The sequence below is a fragment of the Pseudomonas sp. PAGU 2196 genome (assembly GCF_022179005.1).
Taxonomy (GTDB): Bacteria; Pseudomonadota; Gammaproteobacteria; order Pseudomonadales; family Pseudomonadaceae; genus Aquipseudomonas; species Aquipseudomonas kermanshahensis.
The window spans coordinates 174,986-192,974 of the sequence record NZ_BNTL01000020.1; the positions used below are offsets into that span (position 1 = coordinate 174,986).

17 protein-coding genes and 1 riboswitch are annotated in these 17,989 nt (G+C 62.7%); of the genes, 10 read left to right on the plus strand and 7 right to left on the minus strand.

The annotated features are described in order from the left end of the window. Nucleotides 1–129: 129 nt before the first annotated feature. Nucleotides 130–1,539: an adenosylhomocysteinase gene (ahcY, locus tag MFF34_RS18295; protein ID WP_099430626.1), complete on the minus strand. Its 1,410-nt coding sequence runs from the start codon at nucleotides 1,537–1,539 to the stop codon at nucleotides 130–132. 20 nt (nucleotides 1,540–1,559) lie between these two features. Beyond that, a riboswitch (S-adenosyl-L-homocysteine riboswitch) is annotated at nucleotides 1,560–1,656 on the minus strand. Nucleotides 1,657–1,835: 179 nt separating this feature from the next. Between ahcY and MFF34_RS18300 the strand changes: the two genes are divergently transcribed. Then, nucleotides 1,836–2,237 carry an acyl-CoA thioesterase gene (locus MFF34_RS18300; protein ID WP_027592453.1) on the plus strand — a complete coding sequence of 134 codons (402 nt, stop codon included), beginning with the start codon at nucleotides 1,836–1,838 and terminating at the stop codon, nucleotides 2,235–2,237. A 33-nt stretch (nucleotides 2,238–2,270) separates the two neighbouring features. Here MFF34_RS18300 and MFF34_RS18305 read toward each other — a convergent pair whose 3' ends face one another. Further along, on the minus strand, nucleotides 2,271–3,506 hold the full coding sequence (locus MFF34_RS18305) for a sodium:proton antiporter (RefSeq protein ID WP_238215684.1): 1,236 nt from the start codon (nucleotides 3,504–3,506) through the stop codon (nucleotides 2,271–2,273). Between the two features lie 264 nt (nucleotides 3,507–3,770). On the opposite strand from MFF34_RS18305, the gene MFF34_RS18310 reads away from it, so the two are divergent. Together MFF34_RS18310 and MFF34_RS18315 are read left to right on the plus strand one after the other, a co-directional pair. After that, nucleotides 3,771–4,604, plus strand: a complete 834-nt coding sequence (locus tag MFF34_RS18310; RefSeq protein WP_099430625.1) for an EamA family transporter — start codon at nucleotides 3,771–3,773, stop codon at nucleotides 4,602–4,604. A gap of 28 nt (nucleotides 4,605–4,632) precedes the next feature. Then, nucleotides 4,633–5,019, plus strand: coding sequence for an MAPEG family protein (locus tag MFF34_RS18315; RefSeq protein WP_099455537.1), 387 nt, complete (start codon nucleotides 4,633–4,635; stop codon nucleotides 5,017–5,019). Nucleotides 5,020–5,132: 113 nt separating this feature from the next. On the opposite strand, the gene MFF34_RS18320 is transcribed toward MFF34_RS18315, so the two are convergent. Beyond that, complete coding sequence (locus MFF34_RS18320; RefSeq protein WP_238215686.1) at nucleotides 5,133–6,284, minus strand: murein transglycosylase A; 1,152 nt, start codon at nucleotides 6,282–6,284, stop codon at nucleotides 5,133–5,135. 118 nt (nucleotides 6,285–6,402) lie between these two features. Here MFF34_RS18320 and MFF34_RS18325 point away from each other — a divergent pair, with 118 nt between their 5' ends. Continuing rightward, a complete protein-coding gene (locus MFF34_RS18325; RefSeq protein ID WP_238215688.1) occupies nucleotides 6,403–6,849 on the plus strand; it encodes a cytochrome c in 447 nt (148 codons plus the stop codon). Between the two features lie 122 nt (nucleotides 6,850–6,971). Here MFF34_RS18325 and MFF34_RS18330 read toward each other — a convergent pair whose 3' ends face one another. The 4 genes from MFF34_RS18330 to MFF34_RS18345 form a co-directional block, all read right to left on the minus strand. Beyond that, nucleotides 6,972–7,364: a DUF1090 domain-containing protein gene (locus MFF34_RS18330; protein WP_027592459.1), complete on the minus strand. Its 393-nt coding sequence runs from the start codon at nucleotides 7,362–7,364 to the stop codon at nucleotides 6,972–6,974. A 131-nt stretch (nucleotides 7,365–7,495) separates the two neighbouring features. Beyond that, complete coding sequence (gene ligB, locus MFF34_RS18335) at nucleotides 7,496–9,196, minus strand: NAD-dependent DNA ligase LigB (RefSeq protein ID WP_238215690.1); 1,701 nt, start codon at nucleotides 9,194–9,196, stop codon at nucleotides 7,496–7,498. A gap of 144 nt (nucleotides 9,197–9,340) precedes the next feature. Next, on the minus strand, nucleotides 9,341–10,531 hold the full coding sequence (gene metK, locus MFF34_RS18340) for a methionine adenosyltransferase (RefSeq protein WP_027592460.1): 1,191 nt from the start codon (nucleotides 10,529–10,531) through the stop codon (nucleotides 9,341–9,343). Nucleotides 10,532–10,550: 19 nt separating this feature from the next. Then, nucleotides 10,551–11,543 (minus strand): metalloregulator ArsR/SmtB family transcription factor, encoded by a 993-nt coding sequence (locus MFF34_RS18345; RefSeq protein WP_027592461.1) that lies wholly within the window; start codon nucleotides 11,541–11,543, stop codon nucleotides 10,551–10,553. 225 nt (nucleotides 11,544–11,768) lie between these two features. Between MFF34_RS18345 and tkt the strand changes: the two genes are divergently transcribed. The 6 genes from tkt to fba all read left to right on the plus strand — a co-directional run bounded on the left by tkt (nucleotide 11,769) and on the right by fba (nucleotide 17,981). Then, a complete protein-coding gene (gene tkt, locus MFF34_RS18350; RefSeq protein WP_238215692.1) occupies nucleotides 11,769–13,766 on the plus strand; it encodes a transketolase in 1,998 nt (665 codons plus the stop codon). A 152-nt stretch (nucleotides 13,767–13,918) separates the two neighbouring features. Continuing rightward, nucleotides 13,919–14,980, plus strand: coding sequence for an erythrose-4-phosphate dehydrogenase (epd, locus tag MFF34_RS18355; protein ID WP_186677283.1), 1,062 nt, complete (start codon nucleotides 13,919–13,921; stop codon nucleotides 14,978–14,980). 12 nt (nucleotides 14,981–14,992) lie between these two features. Next, nucleotides 14,993–16,156 carry a phosphoglycerate kinase gene (locus MFF34_RS18360; protein ID WP_027592464.1) on the plus strand — a complete coding sequence of 388 codons (1,164 nt, stop codon included), beginning with the start codon at nucleotides 14,993–14,995 and terminating at the stop codon, nucleotides 16,154–16,156. Then, nucleotides 16,156–16,407, plus strand: coding sequence for a hypothetical protein (locus MFF34_RS18365; RefSeq protein WP_099430618.1), 252 nt, complete (start codon nucleotides 16,156–16,158; stop codon nucleotides 16,405–16,407). The genes MFF34_RS18360 and MFF34_RS18365 overlap by 1 nt, the downstream gene beginning before the upstream one ends. Nucleotides 16,408–16,486: 79 nt before the next feature. Then, nucleotides 16,487–16,816 (plus strand): MliC family protein, encoded by a 330-nt coding sequence (locus tag MFF34_RS18370; protein WP_027592466.1) that lies wholly within the window; start codon nucleotides 16,487–16,489, stop codon nucleotides 16,814–16,816. Nucleotides 16,817–16,916: 100 nt separating this feature from the next. Further along, nucleotides 16,917–17,981 carry a class II fructose-bisphosphate aldolase gene (gene fba, locus MFF34_RS18375; protein WP_008093958.1) on the plus strand — a complete coding sequence of 355 codons (1,065 nt, stop codon included), beginning with the start codon at nucleotides 16,917–16,919 and terminating at the stop codon, nucleotides 17,979–17,981. Nucleotides 17,982–17,989: the final 8 nt, after the last annotated feature.

Sequence of the window (17,989 nt, forward strand, 5' to 3'; positions counted from 1 at the left end):
CCTCAGCTGCAGGCCATGAGCCGCACGCTGCAAGTAAAAGCCAGGGCGGTGGGGGCCGGCCTGGCTTGGGCATCGATCAAGATTAAACGACTACAAGCGCCCGCCGGCATGCCGCCGGGCGCTTGCCGCTTAGTAGCGGTACGCGTGTGGCTTGAACGGGCCTTCGACAGTCACGCCGATGTAGTCGGCTTGCTGCTGGGTCAGCTGGGTGACCACGCCGCCGAAGCCGCGGACCATTTCCAGGGCCACTTCTTCGTCGAGCTTCTTGGGCAGCACTTCTACGGTCAGGCGTTCGGCTTTCTTCTCGGCCGACAGGTCGGCGTACTTCTGCTCGAACAGGAAGATCTGTGCCAGCACCTGGTTGGCGAACGAACCGTCCATGATGCGGCTTGGGTGACCGGTGGCGTTACCCAGGTTCACCAGGCGGCCTTCGGCCAGCAGGATCAGGTAGTCGTCGTTTTGCGGGTCGAAGCTGCCAGCGCCGGTGCGGTGGATCTTGTGCACCTGCGGCTTGACCTCTTCCCAGGCCCAGTTCTTGCGCATGAAGGCGGTGTCGATCTCGTTGTCGAAGTGGCCGATGTTGCAGACCACGGCACGCTTCTTCAGGGCCTTGAGCATGTTGGCATCGCAGACGTTGACGTTACCGGTGGTGGTGACGATCAGGTCGATCTTGCCCAGCAGCGCTTTGTCGATGCTGGCCTCGGTGCCGTTGTTGATGCCGTCGATGAACGGCGAGACCAGCTCGAAGCCGTCCATGCAGGCTTGCATGGCGCAGATCGGGTCAACTTCGGTGACCTTGACGATCATGCCTTCCTGACGCAGGGACTGGGCCGAGCCCTTGCCCACGTCACCGTAGCCGATCACCAGGGCTTGCTTGCCCGACAGCAGGTGGTCGGTGCCACGCTTGATGGCGTCGTTCAGGCTGTGACGGCAGCCGTACTTGTTGTCGTTCTTGCTCTTGGTGACCGAGTCGTTGACGTTGATCGCCGGGACTTTCAGCTCGCCCTTGGCCAGCATGTCCAGCAGGCGGTGCACGCCGGTGGTGGTCTCTTCGGTGACACCGTGGACGCGGTCCAGAACGGCTGGGTACTTCTTGTGCAGCAGTTCGGTCAGGTCGCCGCCGTCGTCGAGGATCATGTTGGCGTCCCATGGCTGGCCATCCTTGAGGATGGTCTGCTCCAGGCACCACTCGTACTCTTCCTCGGTTTCGCCTTTCCAGGCGAACACCGGGATACCGGCGGCAGCGATGGAGGCAGCGGCCTGGTCCTGGGTGGAGAAGATGTTGCAGGACGACCAGCGCACTTCGGCACCCAGGGCAACCAGGGTTTCGATCAGCACGGCAGTCTGAATGGTCATGTGGATGCAGCCCAGAATCTTCGCACCCTTGAGCGGTTGCTCGGTCAGGTACTTGCGACGCAGGCCCATCAGTGCAGGCATTTCCGATTCGGCGATGATGGTTTCGCGACGGCCCCAGGCAGCCAGGGAGATGTCAGCGACTTTGAAATCGGTAAAACCAGCAGGCGTGTTTACAGCGCTCATGAGAGCCTCCATTCGTAGTGTGCGAATGGGCGCCGTTGTGCGTTGAGCGTCCGCAGGAGCGGACAACGCCCCATCCGAGCCTGACAGGCCTAGCCTGCTGCAGCGCCCCTCGGACAGGTGGCGGGCATGGCCACCGCTGCGGGTGGCCAAGTGAAGCGGCAGGATTATAGCCGCGACAGGGACCTTCGCCCAAGGTTTTCTGTCGATTAATCGAGACGATAGTCGATGTTCAATGGAGCGGCGACGGCCGCTCTGCCATCATGAATGCACGTTAGCCAAGCAGGTTAGGAGTACCGATGAACTTTCACACCCGCAAATGGGTAAAACCCGAAGACCTCAACCCCAATGGCACCCTGTTCGGTGGCAGCCTGTTGCGCTGGATCGACGAAGAAGCGGCGATTTATGCCATCGTCCAGCTGGGCAACCAGCGTGTGGTGACCAAGTACATGTCGGAGATCAACTTCGTCAGTGCCTCACGCCAGGGCGACATCATCGAACTGGGCATCACCGCCACTGAATTCGGCCGCACCTCGATCACCCTCAAGTGCGAAGTGCGCAACAAGATCACCCGCAAGAGCATCCTGACCGTCGACAAGATGGTGTTCGTCAACCTCGGCGAAGATGGCATGCCCGCGGCTCACGGGCGCACCGAGATCAAATACGTCCAGGACCAGTTCCCGGACTCGGCAGTCGAGTAGGCATTTTGGGGCCGCAAAGCGGCCCCCTTGTTTTCAGGGCTGGGCACTAACCTTGCGCACCACCCGCCCGATGCTCAGCCCCTGCACTAGGATCGACGACAACACCACGATGTAGGTGATCGACAGCAGCAGGTCACGTTCCTCACCCAGCGGCAGCGACAGTGCCAGCGCTACCGACACGCCGCCGCGCAGGCCGCCCCAGGTCAGTACCCGCACGGTGCCTTTCGGCACACTCCGCCAGCGGCGCAGCAGCAAGATAGCCGGGGCCACGGTAAGCAGCCGCGACAGCAGGACCGCCAGTGCCAGCACACCGCCGGCCGCCAGGTGCATCCAGTTGAACGGCAGCAGCAGCAGCTCAAGGCCGATCAGCGCGAACAGCAAGGCGTTGAGCATGTCATCGATCAATTCCCAGAAACCGTCCATGTAGCGACGGGTCATGTCGTTCATCGCCAGGTTGCGCCCCAAGTTGCCGATGATCAAGCCGGCGACCACCATGGCGATCGGTGCAGAAACGTGCAGTTCGTAGCACATTGCCGAGCCACCGATGACCAGTGCCAGGGTCAGCATGACCTCGACCTGGTACTGCTCGACGCTCTTGATCATGCGGTAGGTGGCGTAGCCGATCACGCCGCCGAACACCACGCCGCCAATGGCCTCGCGGGCGAACAGGACCGCCGTGTCATAGGCACTGGGGGTTTCGCCGAGCTGGATGATGCCCAGCAGCACGGTGAACACCACGACCGCGGTGCCGTCGTTGAACAGCGATTCGCCGACGATGGTGGTTTTCAGCGGCTTGGAGGCATTGGCGGTCCGCAATGCGCCGAGCACAGCAATCGGGTCGGTGGGCGAGATCAGCGCGCCGAACAGCAGGCAGTAGATCAGCGGAACCTGCCAGCCGAACATCGCGAACACCCAGTGCGACAGGTAGCCGATCACCACGGTGGCGATCAGTACGCCGATGGTCGCCAGCAGGCCGATCGGCCAGCGATAGCTGCGCAGGTCTGAGAGGTTGACGTGCAAGGCGCCGGCGAACAGCAGGAATGCCAGCATCCAGTGCATCAGCAAATCGTTGAAGTCGATCTGGTTCATCAGGCCTTCGACGCGCTCTTCGAGGCCAGGGAAGCCAATCAGGCTAAGCCCTTGCAGCATCAACGAGAACAGCAGTGCCGTGACCATCACGCCAATGGCGGGTGGCAGGCCGATGAAGCGGTAGTTGACGTAGGTGAGAAGGGTGGTGAGGCAGATAAACGCGGCAACTAATTCAAGCATCCCAAATCCTGTAACAGTGGCTTCCAAATCGTACCCGAATGACTCGGGCAGTTCTTTGATGACCTGGCGAGGGCTTCGGGGCACACCTTTGACCGGAATTGTTGGGATCGTTCATGTGTAGGGCTTGAGTTGTGCGATGGTTTTGAGATCGAGCGCCGCCCGCGCGGCGCTCGATCTCGTAAACGCTGAAAATCTTCCGACATACGCACACCAGACTGAAGACGATATATTCGTGCCTCAATAACGTCACAAGGACCTGAAGGCGTGTTGGCAACTTCCCTGGTACTGGTCGCCGCCCTCCTGCATGCGACCTGGAACACCCTGATCAAATTCAGCGGCGAGCGCTTGTTGGTGATTGCCAGCATGGACACGGTCGCGCTGGCTTTTGCCGTGCTGGCCGTGGCCTTTGTCGAGGTGCCTCCCGCTGAAATCTGGCCCTGGTTGATCGCCTCGGCGCTGGCCGAACAGTTGTACCGCTATCTGCTGATCCAGGCCTATCGGGTTGGCGACCTGGGGCTGGTCTATCCTCTGATGCGCGGGCTGTCGCCGCTGGTGGTGCTGGGCTTGACCCTGGCCTTTGCCGGGGAATCGCTGAGCCAGCAGCAGATCATCGGCATCCTGCTCATTCCGTGCGGTATGGCGTGCCTACTGTGGCAGGGGGGCGGTGGTGATCGGCTGCCTTGGTCGATGTTGCCCGTGGTGGCGCTGATTGGCCTGTGCATCGGTTGCTACACCTGGTTCGACGGCCAGGCGGTGCGGCTGTGGGGCAAGCCTTGGGACTACCTGGTATGGCTGACCTTGCTCAGTGCCTGGCCTTTCCCGCTGCTCGCCAGTGTGGCGCGCCGGGCACCGTTTGTGCTGTTCTGGCGAACCCAATGGCGGCTGGGGTTGGCCGTAGGGCTTTGCGTGCTGTTCAGTTATGCCCTGGTGCTGTGGGCCATGCACCTGGGGTCGGTGGCCGAGGCGGCGGCGCTGCGGGAATTGAGCGTGATCCTGGTGGTGCTGTTGGGTATGCGCTACCTCAAAGAACCTTTTGGCGGGCCAAGACTCCTAGCTTGCGGGCTGGTGCTGGCAGGCATGCTGGTAATGAAGCTCTAACCTTTCGATTGAACAAGGAGTGCTGTCCATGACCGTTGCCCTGTGGTGCATCCTGATTGCCCTGGTATTGCCGCCGCTTTGTGCATTGATCGCCAAAGTGAGCAGTGGTCGCTTCGGCCTCAAGGACAATCACGATCCGCGTGCCTTCCTGGACACGCTATCGGGCCTGCCACGCCGAGCCCATGCGGCGCAGCAGAATAGCTACGAAGCGTTTCCCGCGTTTGCGGCGGCCGTGCTGGTGGCAGATATCGTCGGCAATGCCGAGCAAGTGACGCAGGACGTGCTGGGCGTGATGTACATCACCAGCCGGTTGCTCTACATCATCTGCTACCTGGCGGACTGGGCGGCATTGCGGTCAGTGGTGTGGTTTGCCGGGTTGGCGTTGATCGTGGCGTTTTTCGTGGTTTCCGTCTGAAACCGAGTTGCCCTCTTCGCGGGTAAACCCGCTCCCACAGGGGATCGTGCATTCTTCAGGGTTAGCACGATTACTGTGGGAGCGGGCTTGCCCCGCGAAGAACCCAGCCCCGATCAAGGGACTTTCGGTACTTCAGGCAGCGGTTTGCCTTTAGGCCACAGCATCCAGATCTGCCCTTGCTGCTTCATGTTCCCGGCCAGCTCACCTGCTTCTGGCCCAGTCCCCCAGAACAGGTCTGCACGTACCTCACCGGCAATGGCACCCCCGGTATCCTGAGCCCCTACCGGCCGCACCACCGGGGTACCATCCGGGCGCGTAGTGGATAACCAGAGCAGGCTGCCCAACGGAATCACCTTGCGGTCGATCGCCACGCTGTAGCCGGCCGTCAGTGGCACGTTGAGCGAGCCACGCGGGCCTTCGTTACTGTCGGGACGGGTGCTGAAAAACACGTAGCTGGGGTTGCTCGCCAGCAGCTCTGGTACCCGCTGCGGGTTGGCCTGGGCCCAGGCATGAATGCTGCCCATGCTCACGTCTTCCTTCTTCAACTGGCCCTGTTCCACCAGCCAACGCCCGATCGGCCGGTAGGGGTGGCCATTTTGGTCGGCGTAGCCCAGGCGCAGCTGGCGGCCATCTTCCAGTTGTACCCGGCCCGAACCCTGTATCTGCAGGAACTGCAAGTCCATCGGGTCGGTCAGCCAAGCCAGCACCGGGGCTTTTACGCCCTCACGGTTGATGACTTCGGCCGTGTCGTAAGGCTTGAGCACCCGGCCATCGAGTCGCCCGCGCAGGCGCTTGCCCTTGAGCTCTGGGTACACGCTGGCGAGGTCGACCACGATCATGTCGTCGGGCACGCCGTACACCGCTACGTGGTTGGTTTCGGTCGGTTTCAGGCTGCCGGGGTAGACCGGCTCGTAGTAGCCGGTGATCAGGCCGTTGGCGTTGTTCTCGGCCGAGCGCAGGCCATAGACCTGCAGGTTTTGCTGCAGGAAGGCGCGTATTTGCAGAGCATCGTCCGGCACGCTGGCTGCGGCCTCGCAGGTGGTGGCCCAGACGGCGTCGCGCTTGAGTTTTTCACAGCCATTGCGCCACGCGTGGAAGCCGGCAACCAGGTCGGTGTCGCTGACGCTGGGCAGGTCCTGCCAGGTGGCGTTGGCATAGGTGGCAATGGCATGGGGCTCAGGTTTGGCGTTCTCGCCGCCGTTGCAGCCGGCCAGCAGGGCCAGCGCCGGGAGTGTCCAGGCCAGGTGGCGCAGGGCAGATTTCATATGGGGATTCCTGTCAGGGAGAACATGAAGATTCACCCCTGTGTTTTATGTGGCTATTGGTCTTTGGCCCTTGGCCAGCGATACTGGCCGCCCATTCTCGTAGGCCGTAGTGACCGTGATGTTCAAGCGATTGACCGTTGTTCTGCTCGCAGCCCTTACTCTGAGTGCCTGTGACCGTGTGGACCCGAACTCGCCGCTGGGCCAGCGCAAGGTGATCTTCAAGGACATGCTCAAGACCAGCGAGGACCTGGGTGGCATGCTGCGCGGCCGTTTGCCGTTCGACGGGGTGAAGTTCTCCGAAGGGGCCGTGAAGCTCGACAGCCTGTCGCACCAGCCGTGGCAGCACTTCCCCCAAGCGCGCGATGGCGGTGACAGCAGCGCGCGAGCGGAGGTGTGGGAGCGTCAGGCGCGGTTCCATGACCTTGCCCGGCAACTGGAGGGCGTGACCGGTGAATTGGTCGATGCTACCCGGGGCCAGCCGCTGGAGGCGGCGCAGTTGAAGGGACCGATGGACAGGGTCGAGGCAGCGTGCAAGGCTTGCCATACCGAATTCCGCAATCATTGATCGCCTGTGAGGGCCTTATCGCCGGCAAGCCAGCTCCCACAGGAAACACACAGCCCTTGAGAGCAGTGGAGTACCTGCGGGAGCCGGCTTGCCGGCGATAAGGCGCTCACGGACGCTGCACCTCAGCGGTCGAGTTCGTCGACCGCTTCCTGCAGTTCTTTGCGCGACTCGGCGAGTTTGTCTTTACGCTTGTTTATCTTTTCAGCATCGCCTTTCTTTTCGGCTTTCTTCAGGTCTTTTTCGCGTTGCGCGACTTCATGGCGCGCATCCAGCACCTTTTGTTCACGCTCTTTGCGCAGGCTGGTTTCTGTACAGTTTTTTGCACCTTCCAGTGCCTGCTCGAGCCCCGCAACCTGATCACTGTTGCCGTGTTCGCGGGCAATCTTCAGTTGGTTCTCGATGGCGCTGCGTTTGGCCGCGCAGCCAGTCAGGCCGGCATCCGGCTCGGCAGCCTGCACGGCGCCAGCAGCCAGGCCCAGTGTTGCGAGCAAGAAAAGAGTCGAAATACGTTTCATGAAAAGCCTCCTGAACGGGGCGGGGCAGAAAAGTTGGGGGAAATCCTGCCTTGGTTTTTCCTATTTAGAAACCCTTGTTGGTTTTTTATGGCCGAAACTCAGACTTTCCCTGCGTGGGATTTGGTAAAAAATCATTGCGCGAGCGGTTTGTTGCTGATTTGGAACGCGTTTACGCCGGCCTCGTTTAACTGCGCCGCAATAGCTTGAGTTTCGTTGGCCGTAAAAAACGCTTCAAGCTGACGCGCGCGCGCCGCGCCGATACCTGGCATGGCGTGCCAGTCACCGGCCGTGCGCGAGGACAGCTGCGCCCAGTCACCGTCGAGCTGCATGCCACCCGGTGCGGGTGCGCCAAGCGCGCGCAGCCAGCGGGAGAAGGGCTGTAATCGGGCGCCTTCGAAGGCGTGCAGCAGTTGCGTGGCGGTGGCGTCGCTGATGCCCGGTACCTGGCCCAGGCGCTGAGCATCGAGTTGCAGCCAATCCGTCATCGAAGTGACCAACCCAGCCCCGACCAGGCGTTGCCACGTACCTGGCCCGGTGCGCGGCATTGCCAGCCCCTGCTTGCCACTGAGCCACGTAAGCCGCGCAATGAACTGCTCGTCGCAACCGTCGTCTGCGTGCCAGCAGCTATGGGGGTGGTAGCGCCCCGGTTGCGGCGCTGCAACCGGCTGGCGTTGGACCGCGCGGTGCACCACGTGCTCGAAACGCGGAATGGTCAGGCCGGCCAGGCTGATTGCTACCTGATCACCCGGCGCAATGTCGAGGCGCTGCCAGCGTGCCAGTGAGCCCAGGCTGACCTGTGTGATCAGCCGGTCGTCCAGTTTGACCGGGTGCAAGCGCAGCACCGGCGTGACTCTGCCTGTGCGACCGACCCGGAAGCGTACCTCACGCACCTGGGCCAAGGCTTGGGTGTAGGGGTATTTCCAAGCTGCCAGCCAGTAGGGCGGCTTGGCCTGCCAACGCTCGGCGGGTGGCCGACTGCTCTGGCGCAGGATGACGCCATCGGTGGCGAAGGGCAGGGGTGAGCGGTACCAGTGCTGGCGCCAGTGTGCGGCATCGGCGATGGAGTCGATGGCAATGCTGTAGCGCTGGCTGTCGGGGAAGCCCAGTTGGGCCAGCTGCGACAGGCGCTCGGCCTGGCTGCTGGGGCCCTGTGGCCAATCCCAGACGAACAGGCCGATGCTGGCGCCTTGTTCAGCGCTGAGCTGCTTGCGGGCGAGCAGCCCTGCCACGGAGCCCCGTGCCTTGGCGCTGCCCGCCTGGGCTTGCACATGCTGGTCCAGGCGCAGATACAGTTCACCCTGCAACACCAGATCAAGGGGCTGGGGCAGTTGCTGGGTAATGGCACCGAGGTGCGGGATGTGGCGGCTCCAGTCGTGCCCCTGGGCCCCGTCACCCCGGCTCAGCAACTGTACGAGTTGCCCCTGTTGGTAGAGCAGGGAAACGGCCACCCCATCGACCTTCGGCTGCACCCACAGGCCAGCTTTGCCGGCCATCCAGCGGCCGACGGCCTGCTCGTCGCCCAGCTTGTCGACGCCTGTATGCGGGACGGGGTGGGTAATCGGGCCGCGCGCCGTGGCCAGTGGCGCGGGTTGCGCCTGCAGGCCGAAGCATTGCTGCCAGTGTTCCAGGCGTTGTCGGCTCTGGTCATACAGTTCATCTGCCACCTGGGTGATGCCCAGGCGATGGTAATCGTCGTCCCATTGGGCAATCGTGCTGCGAAGGTGGGTGACCTCGGCGTTGGCTTGTTTGGCGTCCCAGTCGGGGCAGGGGCTGGCGTGCGCCAGCGAGGCATGTAGCGATAGCAGCAGTGCGAACAACAGCATGAACGGCATGGCCAGCATCCTTGCATGGCGGGTGGGAACCCTCAGCCTAGGCAGGCTGGGCGCCAATTGCCGTGAACAGTTGTCAGCCGATATGTCACAAAAAAGCCCCTGCCGATTGCTCGGCAGGGGCTTTCGTCCAGCGCTGTAGGAAACTTACAGGCCGGCAGCGTCACGCAGCGACTGGGCGCGGTCGGTGCGTTCCCAGGTGAAGGTGGTGAAGGTGTCGTCGCCGACTGTCTTCTGCTGCGGGGTGCGGCCGAAGTGGCCGTAGGCCGCGGTTTCCTGGTACATCGGGTGGAGCAGGTCGAGCATCTTGGTGATTGCGTACGGACGCAGGTCGAAGCACTCGCGCACCAGTTGGACGATCTTGTCGTCGGAGACCTTGCCGGTACCGAAGGTGTTGATCGAGATGGAGGTCGGCTGGGCTACGCCAATGGCGTAGGAGACTTGGATCTCGCAACGCTCGGCCAGGCCGGCGGCGACGATGTTCTTGGCCACGTAGCGACCGGCGTAGGCGGCGGAACGGTCGACCTTGGACGGGTCCTTGCCGGAGAACGCGCCACCACCGTGGCGGGCCATGCCGCCGTAGGAGTCGACGATGATCTTGCGGCCGGTCAGGCCACAGTCACCCACCGGGCCACCGATGATGAAGTTGCCGGTCGGGTTGATGTGGTACTGGGTATCTTTGTGCAGCAGTTCGGCCGGCAGGGTGTGCTTGACGATCAGCTCCATCACCGCTTCCTGCAGGTCTTTTTGCGAGACCTCAGGGTTGTGCTGGGTCGACAGGACCACCGCGTCGATGCCGACTACCTTGCCATTTTCGTAACGGCAGGTGACCTGCGACTTGGCGTCCGGGCGCAGCCACGGCAGCAGGCGCGACTTGCGCGCTTCGGCCTGGCGCTCTACCAGACGGTGCGAGAAGCAGATCGGTGCAGGCATCAGCACGTCGGTTTCGTTGCTGGCGTAGCCGAACATCAGGCCCTGGTCGCCAGCGCCCTGGTCTTCCGGCTTGGAGCGGTCGACGCCCTGGGCGATGTCCACGGACTGCTTGCCGATGATGTTCATCACCGCGCAGGTGGCGCCGTCGAAGCCGACGTCGGAGCTGTTGTAGCCGATGTCGATGATGACTTTACGTACCAGTTCTTCGAGGTCGACCCAGGCGGACGTGGACACTTCGCCAGCGATGATCGCGACACCGGTCTTGACCAAGGTTTCGCAGGCCACGCGGGCGTATTTGTCCTGAGCGATGATGGCATCAAGGACAGCGTCCGAAATCTGGTCGGCGATCTTGTCCGGATGCCCTTCGGACACGGACTCGGAGGTGAAAAGGGAGTATTCGCTCATCTCGAAGGGTTCCTAAAATTTACCGATGGTGTATGTCGCCAGTCGCCCGCTGAAAATGGCGGACCTGTATCTGGAAACCGTTGCGCAAGCCCACATAGAGGCTGTCCCCGGGGACCAGCCCGGCACTATTGGCCCAACGGGCCAGGTCGTCCTGCTCGAAGCCCAGCCAGAGGTCGCCGCAGGCATCGCGCGCCCACCCCTGGTCATGGCTGCACAGTTCGGTGACCAGCAGGCTGCCGCCCGCTTTCACCCGTTTGGCCAGCTGGCGCAGGGCCAGGGCCGGGTCGCTGAAATGGTGCAGCACCATGTTCAGCACAACGCAGTCGGCTGCCACATCCGTTGCATTCAGTGCATCGGCCAACTGCAGGTTCACGTTGTCCAGGCGCTCACGCTGGCAGACCTGGCGGGCCAGCTCGAGCATGGTCGGGCTGTTGTCCAGGGCAGTCACCGTGGCGAAGCGCCGTGCCAGGTCCGGCAGGAAGCCGCCGTCGCCGGGGCCTACTTCCAGCGCGCTGGCGGTGGGCGCGAAGTTCAGCTTGTCGAGCAGCGCCAGCAGGCTTTCGCGGTACTGCGGCAGGCCGGCGATCAGGTCTTGCTGGGCGCGGAATTTTTCTTCCACGCGCAGGAAAAAGTCCTGGCTGGTGGCTGCGCGGCGCTGCTGCACCTGGGCGATGCGCGCCTGCACTGCGGGTGGCAAGGTCAGGTCGTCGACTTCTTCGAGCAACGCCGTGTGCAGGCGCCCGCCCAGGCGTAGGCTGTCGGGCAGGGCACGGCGGTAGAAAATCGCGTTGCCCTCGCGCCGGGTTGCCACCAGCTCGGCCTGGGCCAGCACCTTCAGGTGATGGCTCATGCCGGACTGGCCGATGTCGAAGATTTGCGCCAGCTCGAGCACGCCAAACGAATCGCTGGCCAGTGCGCGCAAAACATTCAGGCGCAGCGCATCGCCGCTGGCTTTGCACAGGGCGGCCAGGGTGTCGCTTCGCTGAGGGATCGATTGCGCACGGAGGTTCATGGGGCGGCAGTCTAGACAGGCATCGTGGCACCCGCAAGGCCAATATCAAAAAGTTTTGATATTGGCGATGAGTTGCAAGGATAGAGCGGCCCAAGCCCATGGCTGCATGCACCTTGCCGCTTAAAGCGTGCCGCTTGACGCTTAAATGTTTGCCCCCAGCCCCCCAGTGGGCGAAAATGGCCGCCTTTTTTCGTATCACAACCTTTCAGCCCCAGGAGATCAGCGATGCCCAGCCGTCGTGAACGTGCCAACGCCATTCGTGCCCTCAGCATGGATGCCGTGCAAAAGGCTAACAGCGGCCACCCAGGTGCCCCTATGGGCATGGCGGATATCGCCGAAGTGCTTTGGCGTGACTACCTGAAGCACAACCCGAGCAACCCAAGCTTCGCCGACCGCGACCGCTTCGTGCTGTCCAACGGCCACGGCTCGATGCTGATCTACTCGCTGCTGCACCTGACCGGCTACGACCTGTCGATCGACGACCTCAAGGCCTTCCGCCAGCTGCACAGCCGTACCCCGGGCCACCCGGAATACGGCTACACCCCAGGCGTAGAGACCACCACCGGCCCACTGGGCCAAGGCCTGGCAAACGCCGTGGGCTTCGCCTTGGCGGAAAAAGTCCTGGGCGCACAGTTCAACCGTGACGGCCACAACATCGTCGACCACAACACCTACGTGTTCCTCGGCGACGGCTGCATGATGGAAGGTATCTCCCACGAAGTCGCCGCTTTGGCCGGCACCCTGGGCCTGGGCAAGCTGATTGCCTTCTATGACGACAACGGCATCTCCATCGACGGCGAAGTCGAAGGCTGGTTCACCGACGACACGCCGAAGCGTTTCGAAGCCTACAACTGGCAAGTGATCCGCAACGTCGACGGCCATGACGCCGACGAAATCAAGACTGCGATCGAGACTGCACGCAAAAGCGAGCAGCCGACCCTGATCTGCTGCAAGACCATCATCGGCTTCGGTTCGCCGAACAAGCAGGGCAAGGAAGACTGCCACGGCGCACCGCTGGGCAACGACGAAATCGCCCTGGCCCGCAAAGAACTGAATTGGAACCACGGCCCGTTCGAAATCCCGGCCGACATCTATGCCGAGTGGGACGCCAAGGCCGCCGGTGCCAAGGCTGAAGCCGAGTGGAACCAGCGCTTCGACGCCTACGCCGCTGCTTTCCCAGAGCTGGCTGCCGAGTTCAAGCGCCGTGACAGCGGCGAGCTGCCGGCCGACTTCTCCGAGAAGGCCCAGGCCTACATCAACGAAGTCGCTGCCAAAGGCGAGACCATTGCCAGCCGCAAGGCCAGCCAGAATGCCCTGAACGCCTTCGGCCCGCTGCTGCCTGAGTTCCTCGGCGGTTCGGCTGACCTGGCCGGTTCCAACCTGACCCTGTGGAAAGGTTGCAAAGGCGTCGAAGCCCATGACGCCAACGGCAACTACGTGTACTACGGCGTGCGCGAGTTCGGCATGACCGCGATCATGAACGGCGTTGCCCTGCACGGCGGTCTGGTGCCTTACGGCGCGACCTTCCTGATGTTCATGGAATACGCCCGCAACGCAGTGCGCATGTCGGCCCTGATGAAGCAGCGCGTGATCCACGTCTACACCCACGACTCCATCGGCCTGGGCGAAGACGGCCCGACTCACCAGCCGATCGAGCAGCTGACCAGCCTGCGCAGCACGCCGAACCTGGACACCTGGCGCCCAGCTGACGCGGTCGAATCGGCCGTGTCCTGGAAAAACGCCCTGGAGCGTAAAGACGGCCCATCGGCGCTGATCTTCTCGCGTCAGAACCTGCAGCATCAGGACCGTAACGCCCAGCAGATCGCTGACATCAGCCGCGGTGGTTACATCCTCAAGGACTGCGCTGGCGAGCCAGAGCTGATCCTGATCGCCACCGGTTCCGAAGTGGGCCTGGCGGTTCAGGCCTTCGACAAGCTGAGCGAGCAAGGCCGCAAGGTCCGTGTGGTTTCCATGCCCTGCACCAGCGTGTTCGACGCCCAGGACGCTGGCTACAAGCAGTCTGTACTGCCACTGGAAGTGGGTGCGCGCATCGCCATCGAAGCTGCCCACGCCGACTTCTGGTACAAGTACGTCGGCCTGGAAGGCCGTATCATCGGCATGACCACCTACGGTGAGTCGGCCCCGGCCTCTGCATTGTTCGAAGAGTTCGGCTTCACCCTGGAGAACATCCTGGGCACCGCCGAAGAGCTGCTGGAAGACTGATACAGGCAAAGCGAGGGCCTTTGGCCCTCGTTCGCGGCACAAGGCCGCTCCCACAGGATCTGCATACGCCGCAGTACCCTGTGGGAGCGGCCTTGTGCCGCGAATGGGCCGTAAGGCGGCCCCTTTCAACCGACGGATTTCAAGAGCCACCTATGCCCCACCCGCGTCCCTACAAAGTTGCACTCAACGGTTATGGCCGCATCGGCCGCTGTGTCCTGCGCGCGTTGTTCGAGCGGGGGGCGAAGGCCGGTTTCGAGATTGTTGCGTTGAACGACCTGGCCGATCAGGCCAGCCTCGAGTACCTGACACGCTTCGACTCCACCCACGGGCGTTTCCCCGGTGAAGTGAGGGTCGACGGCGACTGTCTGCATATTAACGGCGACTGCGTGAAGGTGATGCGCAGCGCCACCCCAGAAGGCATCGACTGGGCCGCCCTGGACATCGACCTGGTGCTGGAGTGCTCCGGCGCCTACAACACCCGCGCCGATGGCCAGCGTTTTCTTGATGCCGGCGCGCCACGGGTGCTGTTCTCGCAGCCCATGGCCAGTGAGGCGGACGTGGACGCCACGGTGGTCTACGGCATCAACCAGGCATGCCTGACCGGCAACGAGCGCCTGGTGTCCAACGCGTCCTGCACCACCAACTGCGGCGTGCCGCTGTTGCGCGTGCTGGACCAGGCGTTCGGCATCGAATACGTGCAGATCACCACCATCCACTCGGCGATGAACGACCAGCCGGTGATCGACGCTTACCACCACGAAGACCTGCGCCGTACGCGCTCTGCGTTCCAGTCGGTGATCCCGGTGTCCACGGGCCTTGCGCGCGGCATCGAGCGGCTGCTGCCGGAACTTGCCGGGCGAATTCAGGCCAAAGCGGTACGCGTGCCGACCGTCAACGTCTCATGCCTGGACATCACGCTGCAGACCGCCCGCGACACCAGCGCCGCCGAGGTCAACCGGGTGCTGCGTGAGGCTGCGCTGGAGGGCCCGCTCAAAGGATTGCTGGCCTATACCGAGCTGCCCCACGCCAGCTGTGATTTCAACCACGACCCGCATTCGGCGATCGTCGATGCCAGCCAGACCCGTGTTTCCGGCCCCCGCCTGGTAAACCTGCTGGCGTGGTTCGACAACGAATGGGGGTTCGCCAACCGTATGCTCGACGTTGCCGAACACTATCTGCACGTCGTTCAACCAACCCGCAACAAACAGCCCTGAAGGACTGCATTCATGACCGTGTTGAAGATGACCGACCTCGACCTGCAAGGTAAACGCGTACTGATCCGCGAAGACCTCAACGTGCCTGTGAAGGACGGTGTGGTAGCCAGCGACGCGCGTATCCTGGCAGCGCTGCCGACCATCAAGCTGGCCCTGGAAAAGGGTGCAGCGGTAATGGTCTGCTCGCACCTGGGCCGCCCGACCGAAGGTGAATTCTCTGCCGAGAACAGCCTCAAGCCGGTCGCCGACTACTTGAGCAAGGCCCTGGGCCGTGACGTGCCGCTGATCGCCGACTACCTGGAAGGTGTCGAGGTCAAGGCCGGTGACCTGGTGCTGTTCGAGAACGTGCGCTTCAACAAGGGCGAGAAAAAGAACGCCGACGAGCTGGCGCAGAAATACGCTGCCCTGTGCGACGTGTTCGTGATGGACGCGTTCGGCACTGCCCACCGCGCCGAGGGTTCGACCCATGGCGTGGCCAAGTTCGCCAAAGTCGCCGCTGCTGGCCCACTGCTGGCCGCCGAGCTGGATGCCCTGGGCAAGGCGCTGAAAGCCCCGGCCAAGCCGATGGCGGCCATCGTCGCTGGCTCCAAGGTGTCGACCAAACTCGACGTGCTGAACAGCCTGAGCACCGTTTGCGACCTGCTGATCGTCGGTGGTGGCATCGCTAACACCTTCCTGGCGGCTGCTGGCCACCCCGTCGGCAAGTCGCTGTACGAGCCTGACCTGGTCGACACCGCCAAGGCCATCGCTGCCAAGGTCAACGTACCGCTGCCGGTCGACGTGGTGGTTGCCAAGGAATTCGCCGAAAGCGCCGAAGCGACCGTCAAGGCCATTGCCGACGTTGCCGCTGACGACATGATCCTGGACATCGGCCCGCAAACCGCTGCCAACTTCGCCGAGCTGCTGAAGTCGTCGCAGACCATCCTGTGGAACGGCCCGGTTGGTGTGTTCGAGTTCGACCAGTTCGGCAACGGCACCAAAGTGCTGGCCAAAGCCATCGCAGAAAGCGCCGCGTTCTCCATCGCGGGCGGTGGTGACACCCTGGCGGCGATCGACAAATATGGCGTTGGCGCCGATATCTCCTACATTTCTACCGGTGGTGGCGCGTTCCTCGAGTTCGTCGAGGGCAAGGTCCTGCCGGCTGTGGCAATTCTGGAAGAGCGGGCCAAGGCCTGATGACGTTGGCGCTTGGCAAAGGGAGCGACCTGATGGTCAAGCAATTGCCTGTGATGATTCTGGCCGGGATGCTGAGCGCGTGCTCCAGCAGCCCGTCTTCGGATGAAGCCGCGTCGCGGTCGCCCAAGGGCGGCTGCTACCAGTCCGAATGGCAGGCTGAGACCGTACCGGTCATCAACAAGCGCCTGGGTCCGGATGGCCTGGAAAAGTATGACGAAGACCACCAGCACAAGGCGCCTGGTTGCCCTTGATCGGGTTCTCGGGCACCTAAGCTGGGTTTGAAGGTCTTCAACACTGGGGCTGCAAAGCAGTCCCTGGCGGAGTAATGAGATGAAAGCGCTTATGGCCATCGCGGCCCTGGCGACACTGGCAGGATGCTCACTGCTGCAGCCGGCGCAACCCGCCCCGGCAGACAACTGGACCCGTTGGGTCTGTGACACCCAGACCGAAGTGCTGTGGCGCTTCGCGGATGCACAACAAGATTCGGTCGACGTACGCCTTGGCGGCGGCGACCAGGTCTACCGGCTCAAATCCGAGCCGAGCGCGTCGGGCGCGATGTACAGCGATGGCGTGCTGGCCTTCCACACCAAAGGCGAAGAAGGCCTGGTGTACTGGGTGGCAACCAACGATCTGATAGGGCGGGGCTGCAAGGCACCGTGACTGGCCGGGCCGCCCAGGTGGCCCACACTACTTGAACAGCAACCGCCCCTGCGGCAGGCTTGCACGAAACAAACGACGCTTGTCGGGAGAGAGATACACAATGGCACTCATTAGCATGCGCCAGATGCTGGACCACGCCGCCGAGTTCGGTTACGGCGTTCCAGCTTTCAACGTCAACAACCTCGAGCAAATGCGCGCAATCATGGAAGCCGCCGACAAGACCGACTCTCCGGTCATCGTGCAGGCTTCGGCAGGTGCCCGTAAATACGCCGGTGCGCCCTTCCTGCGCCACCTGATCCTGGCTGCGATCGAAGAGTTCCCGCACATCCCGGTGTGCATGCACCAGGACCACGGCACCAGCCCTGACGTGTGCCAGCGCTCGATCCAGCTGGGTTTCAGCTCGGTCATGATGGACGGCTCGCTGGGTGAAGACGGCAAAACCCCAACCGACTACGAGTACAACGTCCGCGTTACTCAGCAGACCGTTGCCATGGCGCACGCCTGCGGCGTTTCGGTAGAAGGCGAGCTGGGCTGCCTGGGTTCGCTGGAAACCGGCATGGCCGGTGAAGAAGACGGTATCGGTGCTGAAGGCGTGCTGGATCACAGCCAAATGCTGACCGACCCGGAAGAAGCCGCCGACTTCGTCAAGAAGACCCAGGTCGACGCCCTGGCCATCGCCATCGGCACCAGCCACGGCGCCTACAAGTTCACCAAGCCACCGACCGGTGACGTGCTGGCGATCGACCGTATCAAGGAAATCCACAAGCGCATCCCTAACACCCACCTGGTGATGCACGGTTCTTCTTCCGTACCGCAAGAGTGGCTGGCGATCATCAACCAGTACGGCGGCGACATCAAAGAAACCTACGGCGTACCGGTTGAAGAAATCGTCGAAGGCATCAAGCACGGCGTGCGCAAGGTCAACATCGACACCGACCTGCGCCTGGCCTCCACCGGTGCCATGCGTCGCCTGATGGCCCAGAACCCAAGCGAGTTCGACCCGCGCAAGTTCTTCGGTGAAACCGTCAAAGCCATGCGTGACGTGTGCATCGCCCGTTACGAAGCCTTCGGCACCGCCGGCAATGCCTCCAAGATCAAGCCGATCTCCCTGGAAGGCATGTTCCAGCGTTACCTGAAAGGTGAATTGGCCGCCAAGGTCAATTGATTCGCTGG

Coding starts and splice junctions, on each gene's coding strand:
- MFF34_RS18315 (WP_099455537.1), top strand. CDS start 4,633: ATGACCGTTGCCCTGTGGTGCATCCTGATTGCCCTGGTATTGCCGCCG.
- fba (WP_008093958.1), top strand. CDS start 16,917: ATGGCACTCATTAGCATGCGCCAGATGCTGGACCACGCCGCCGAGTTC.
- MFF34_RS18300 (WP_027592453.1), top strand. CDS start 1,836: ATGAACTTTCACACCCGCAAATGGGTAAAACCCGAAGACCTCAACCCC.
- metK (WP_027592460.1), bottom strand. CDS start 10,531: ATGAGCGAATACTCCCTTTTCACCTCCGAGTCCGTGTCCGAAGGGCAT.
- epd (WP_186677283.1), top strand. CDS start 13,919: ATGCCCCACCCGCGTCCCTACAAAGTTGCACTCAACGGTTATGGCCGC.
- MFF34_RS18325 (WP_238215688.1), top strand. CDS start 6,403: ATGTTCAAGCGATTGACCGTTGTTCTGCTCGCAGCCCTTACTCTGAGT.
- ligB (WP_238215690.1), bottom strand. CDS start 9,196: ATGCCGTTCATGCTGTTGTTCGCACTGCTGCTATCGCTACATGCCTCG.
- MFF34_RS18370 (WP_027592466.1), top strand. CDS start 16,487: ATGAAAGCGCTTATGGCCATCGCGGCCCTGGCGACACTGGCAGGATGC.
- MFF34_RS18360 (WP_027592464.1), top strand. CDS start 14,993: ATGACCGTGTTGAAGATGACCGACCTCGACCTGCAAGGTAAACGCGTA.
- MFF34_RS18305 (WP_238215684.1), bottom strand. CDS start 3,506: ATGCTTGAATTAGTTGCCGCGTTTATCTGCCTCACCACCCTTCTCACC.
- tkt (WP_238215692.1), top strand. CDS start 11,769: ATGCCCAGCCGTCGTGAACGTGCCAACGCCATTCGTGCCCTCAGCATG.
- MFF34_RS18345 (WP_027592461.1), bottom strand. CDS start 11,543: ATGAACCTCCGTGCGCAATCGATCCCTCAGCGAAGCGACACCCTGGCC.
- MFF34_RS18320 (WP_238215686.1), bottom strand. CDS start 6,284: ATGAAATCTGCCCTGCGCCACCTGGCCTGGACACTCCCGGCGCTGGCC.
- ahcY (WP_099430626.1), bottom strand. CDS start 1,539: ATGAGCGCTGTAAACACGCCTGCTGGTTTTACCGATTTCAAAGTCGCT.
- MFF34_RS18365 (WP_099430618.1), top strand. CDS start 16,156: ATGACGTTGGCGCTTGGCAAAGGGAGCGACCTGATGGTCAAGCAATTG.
- MFF34_RS18330 (WP_027592459.1), bottom strand. CDS start 7,364: ATGAAACGTATTTCGACTCTTTTCTTGCTCGCAACACTGGGCCTGGCT.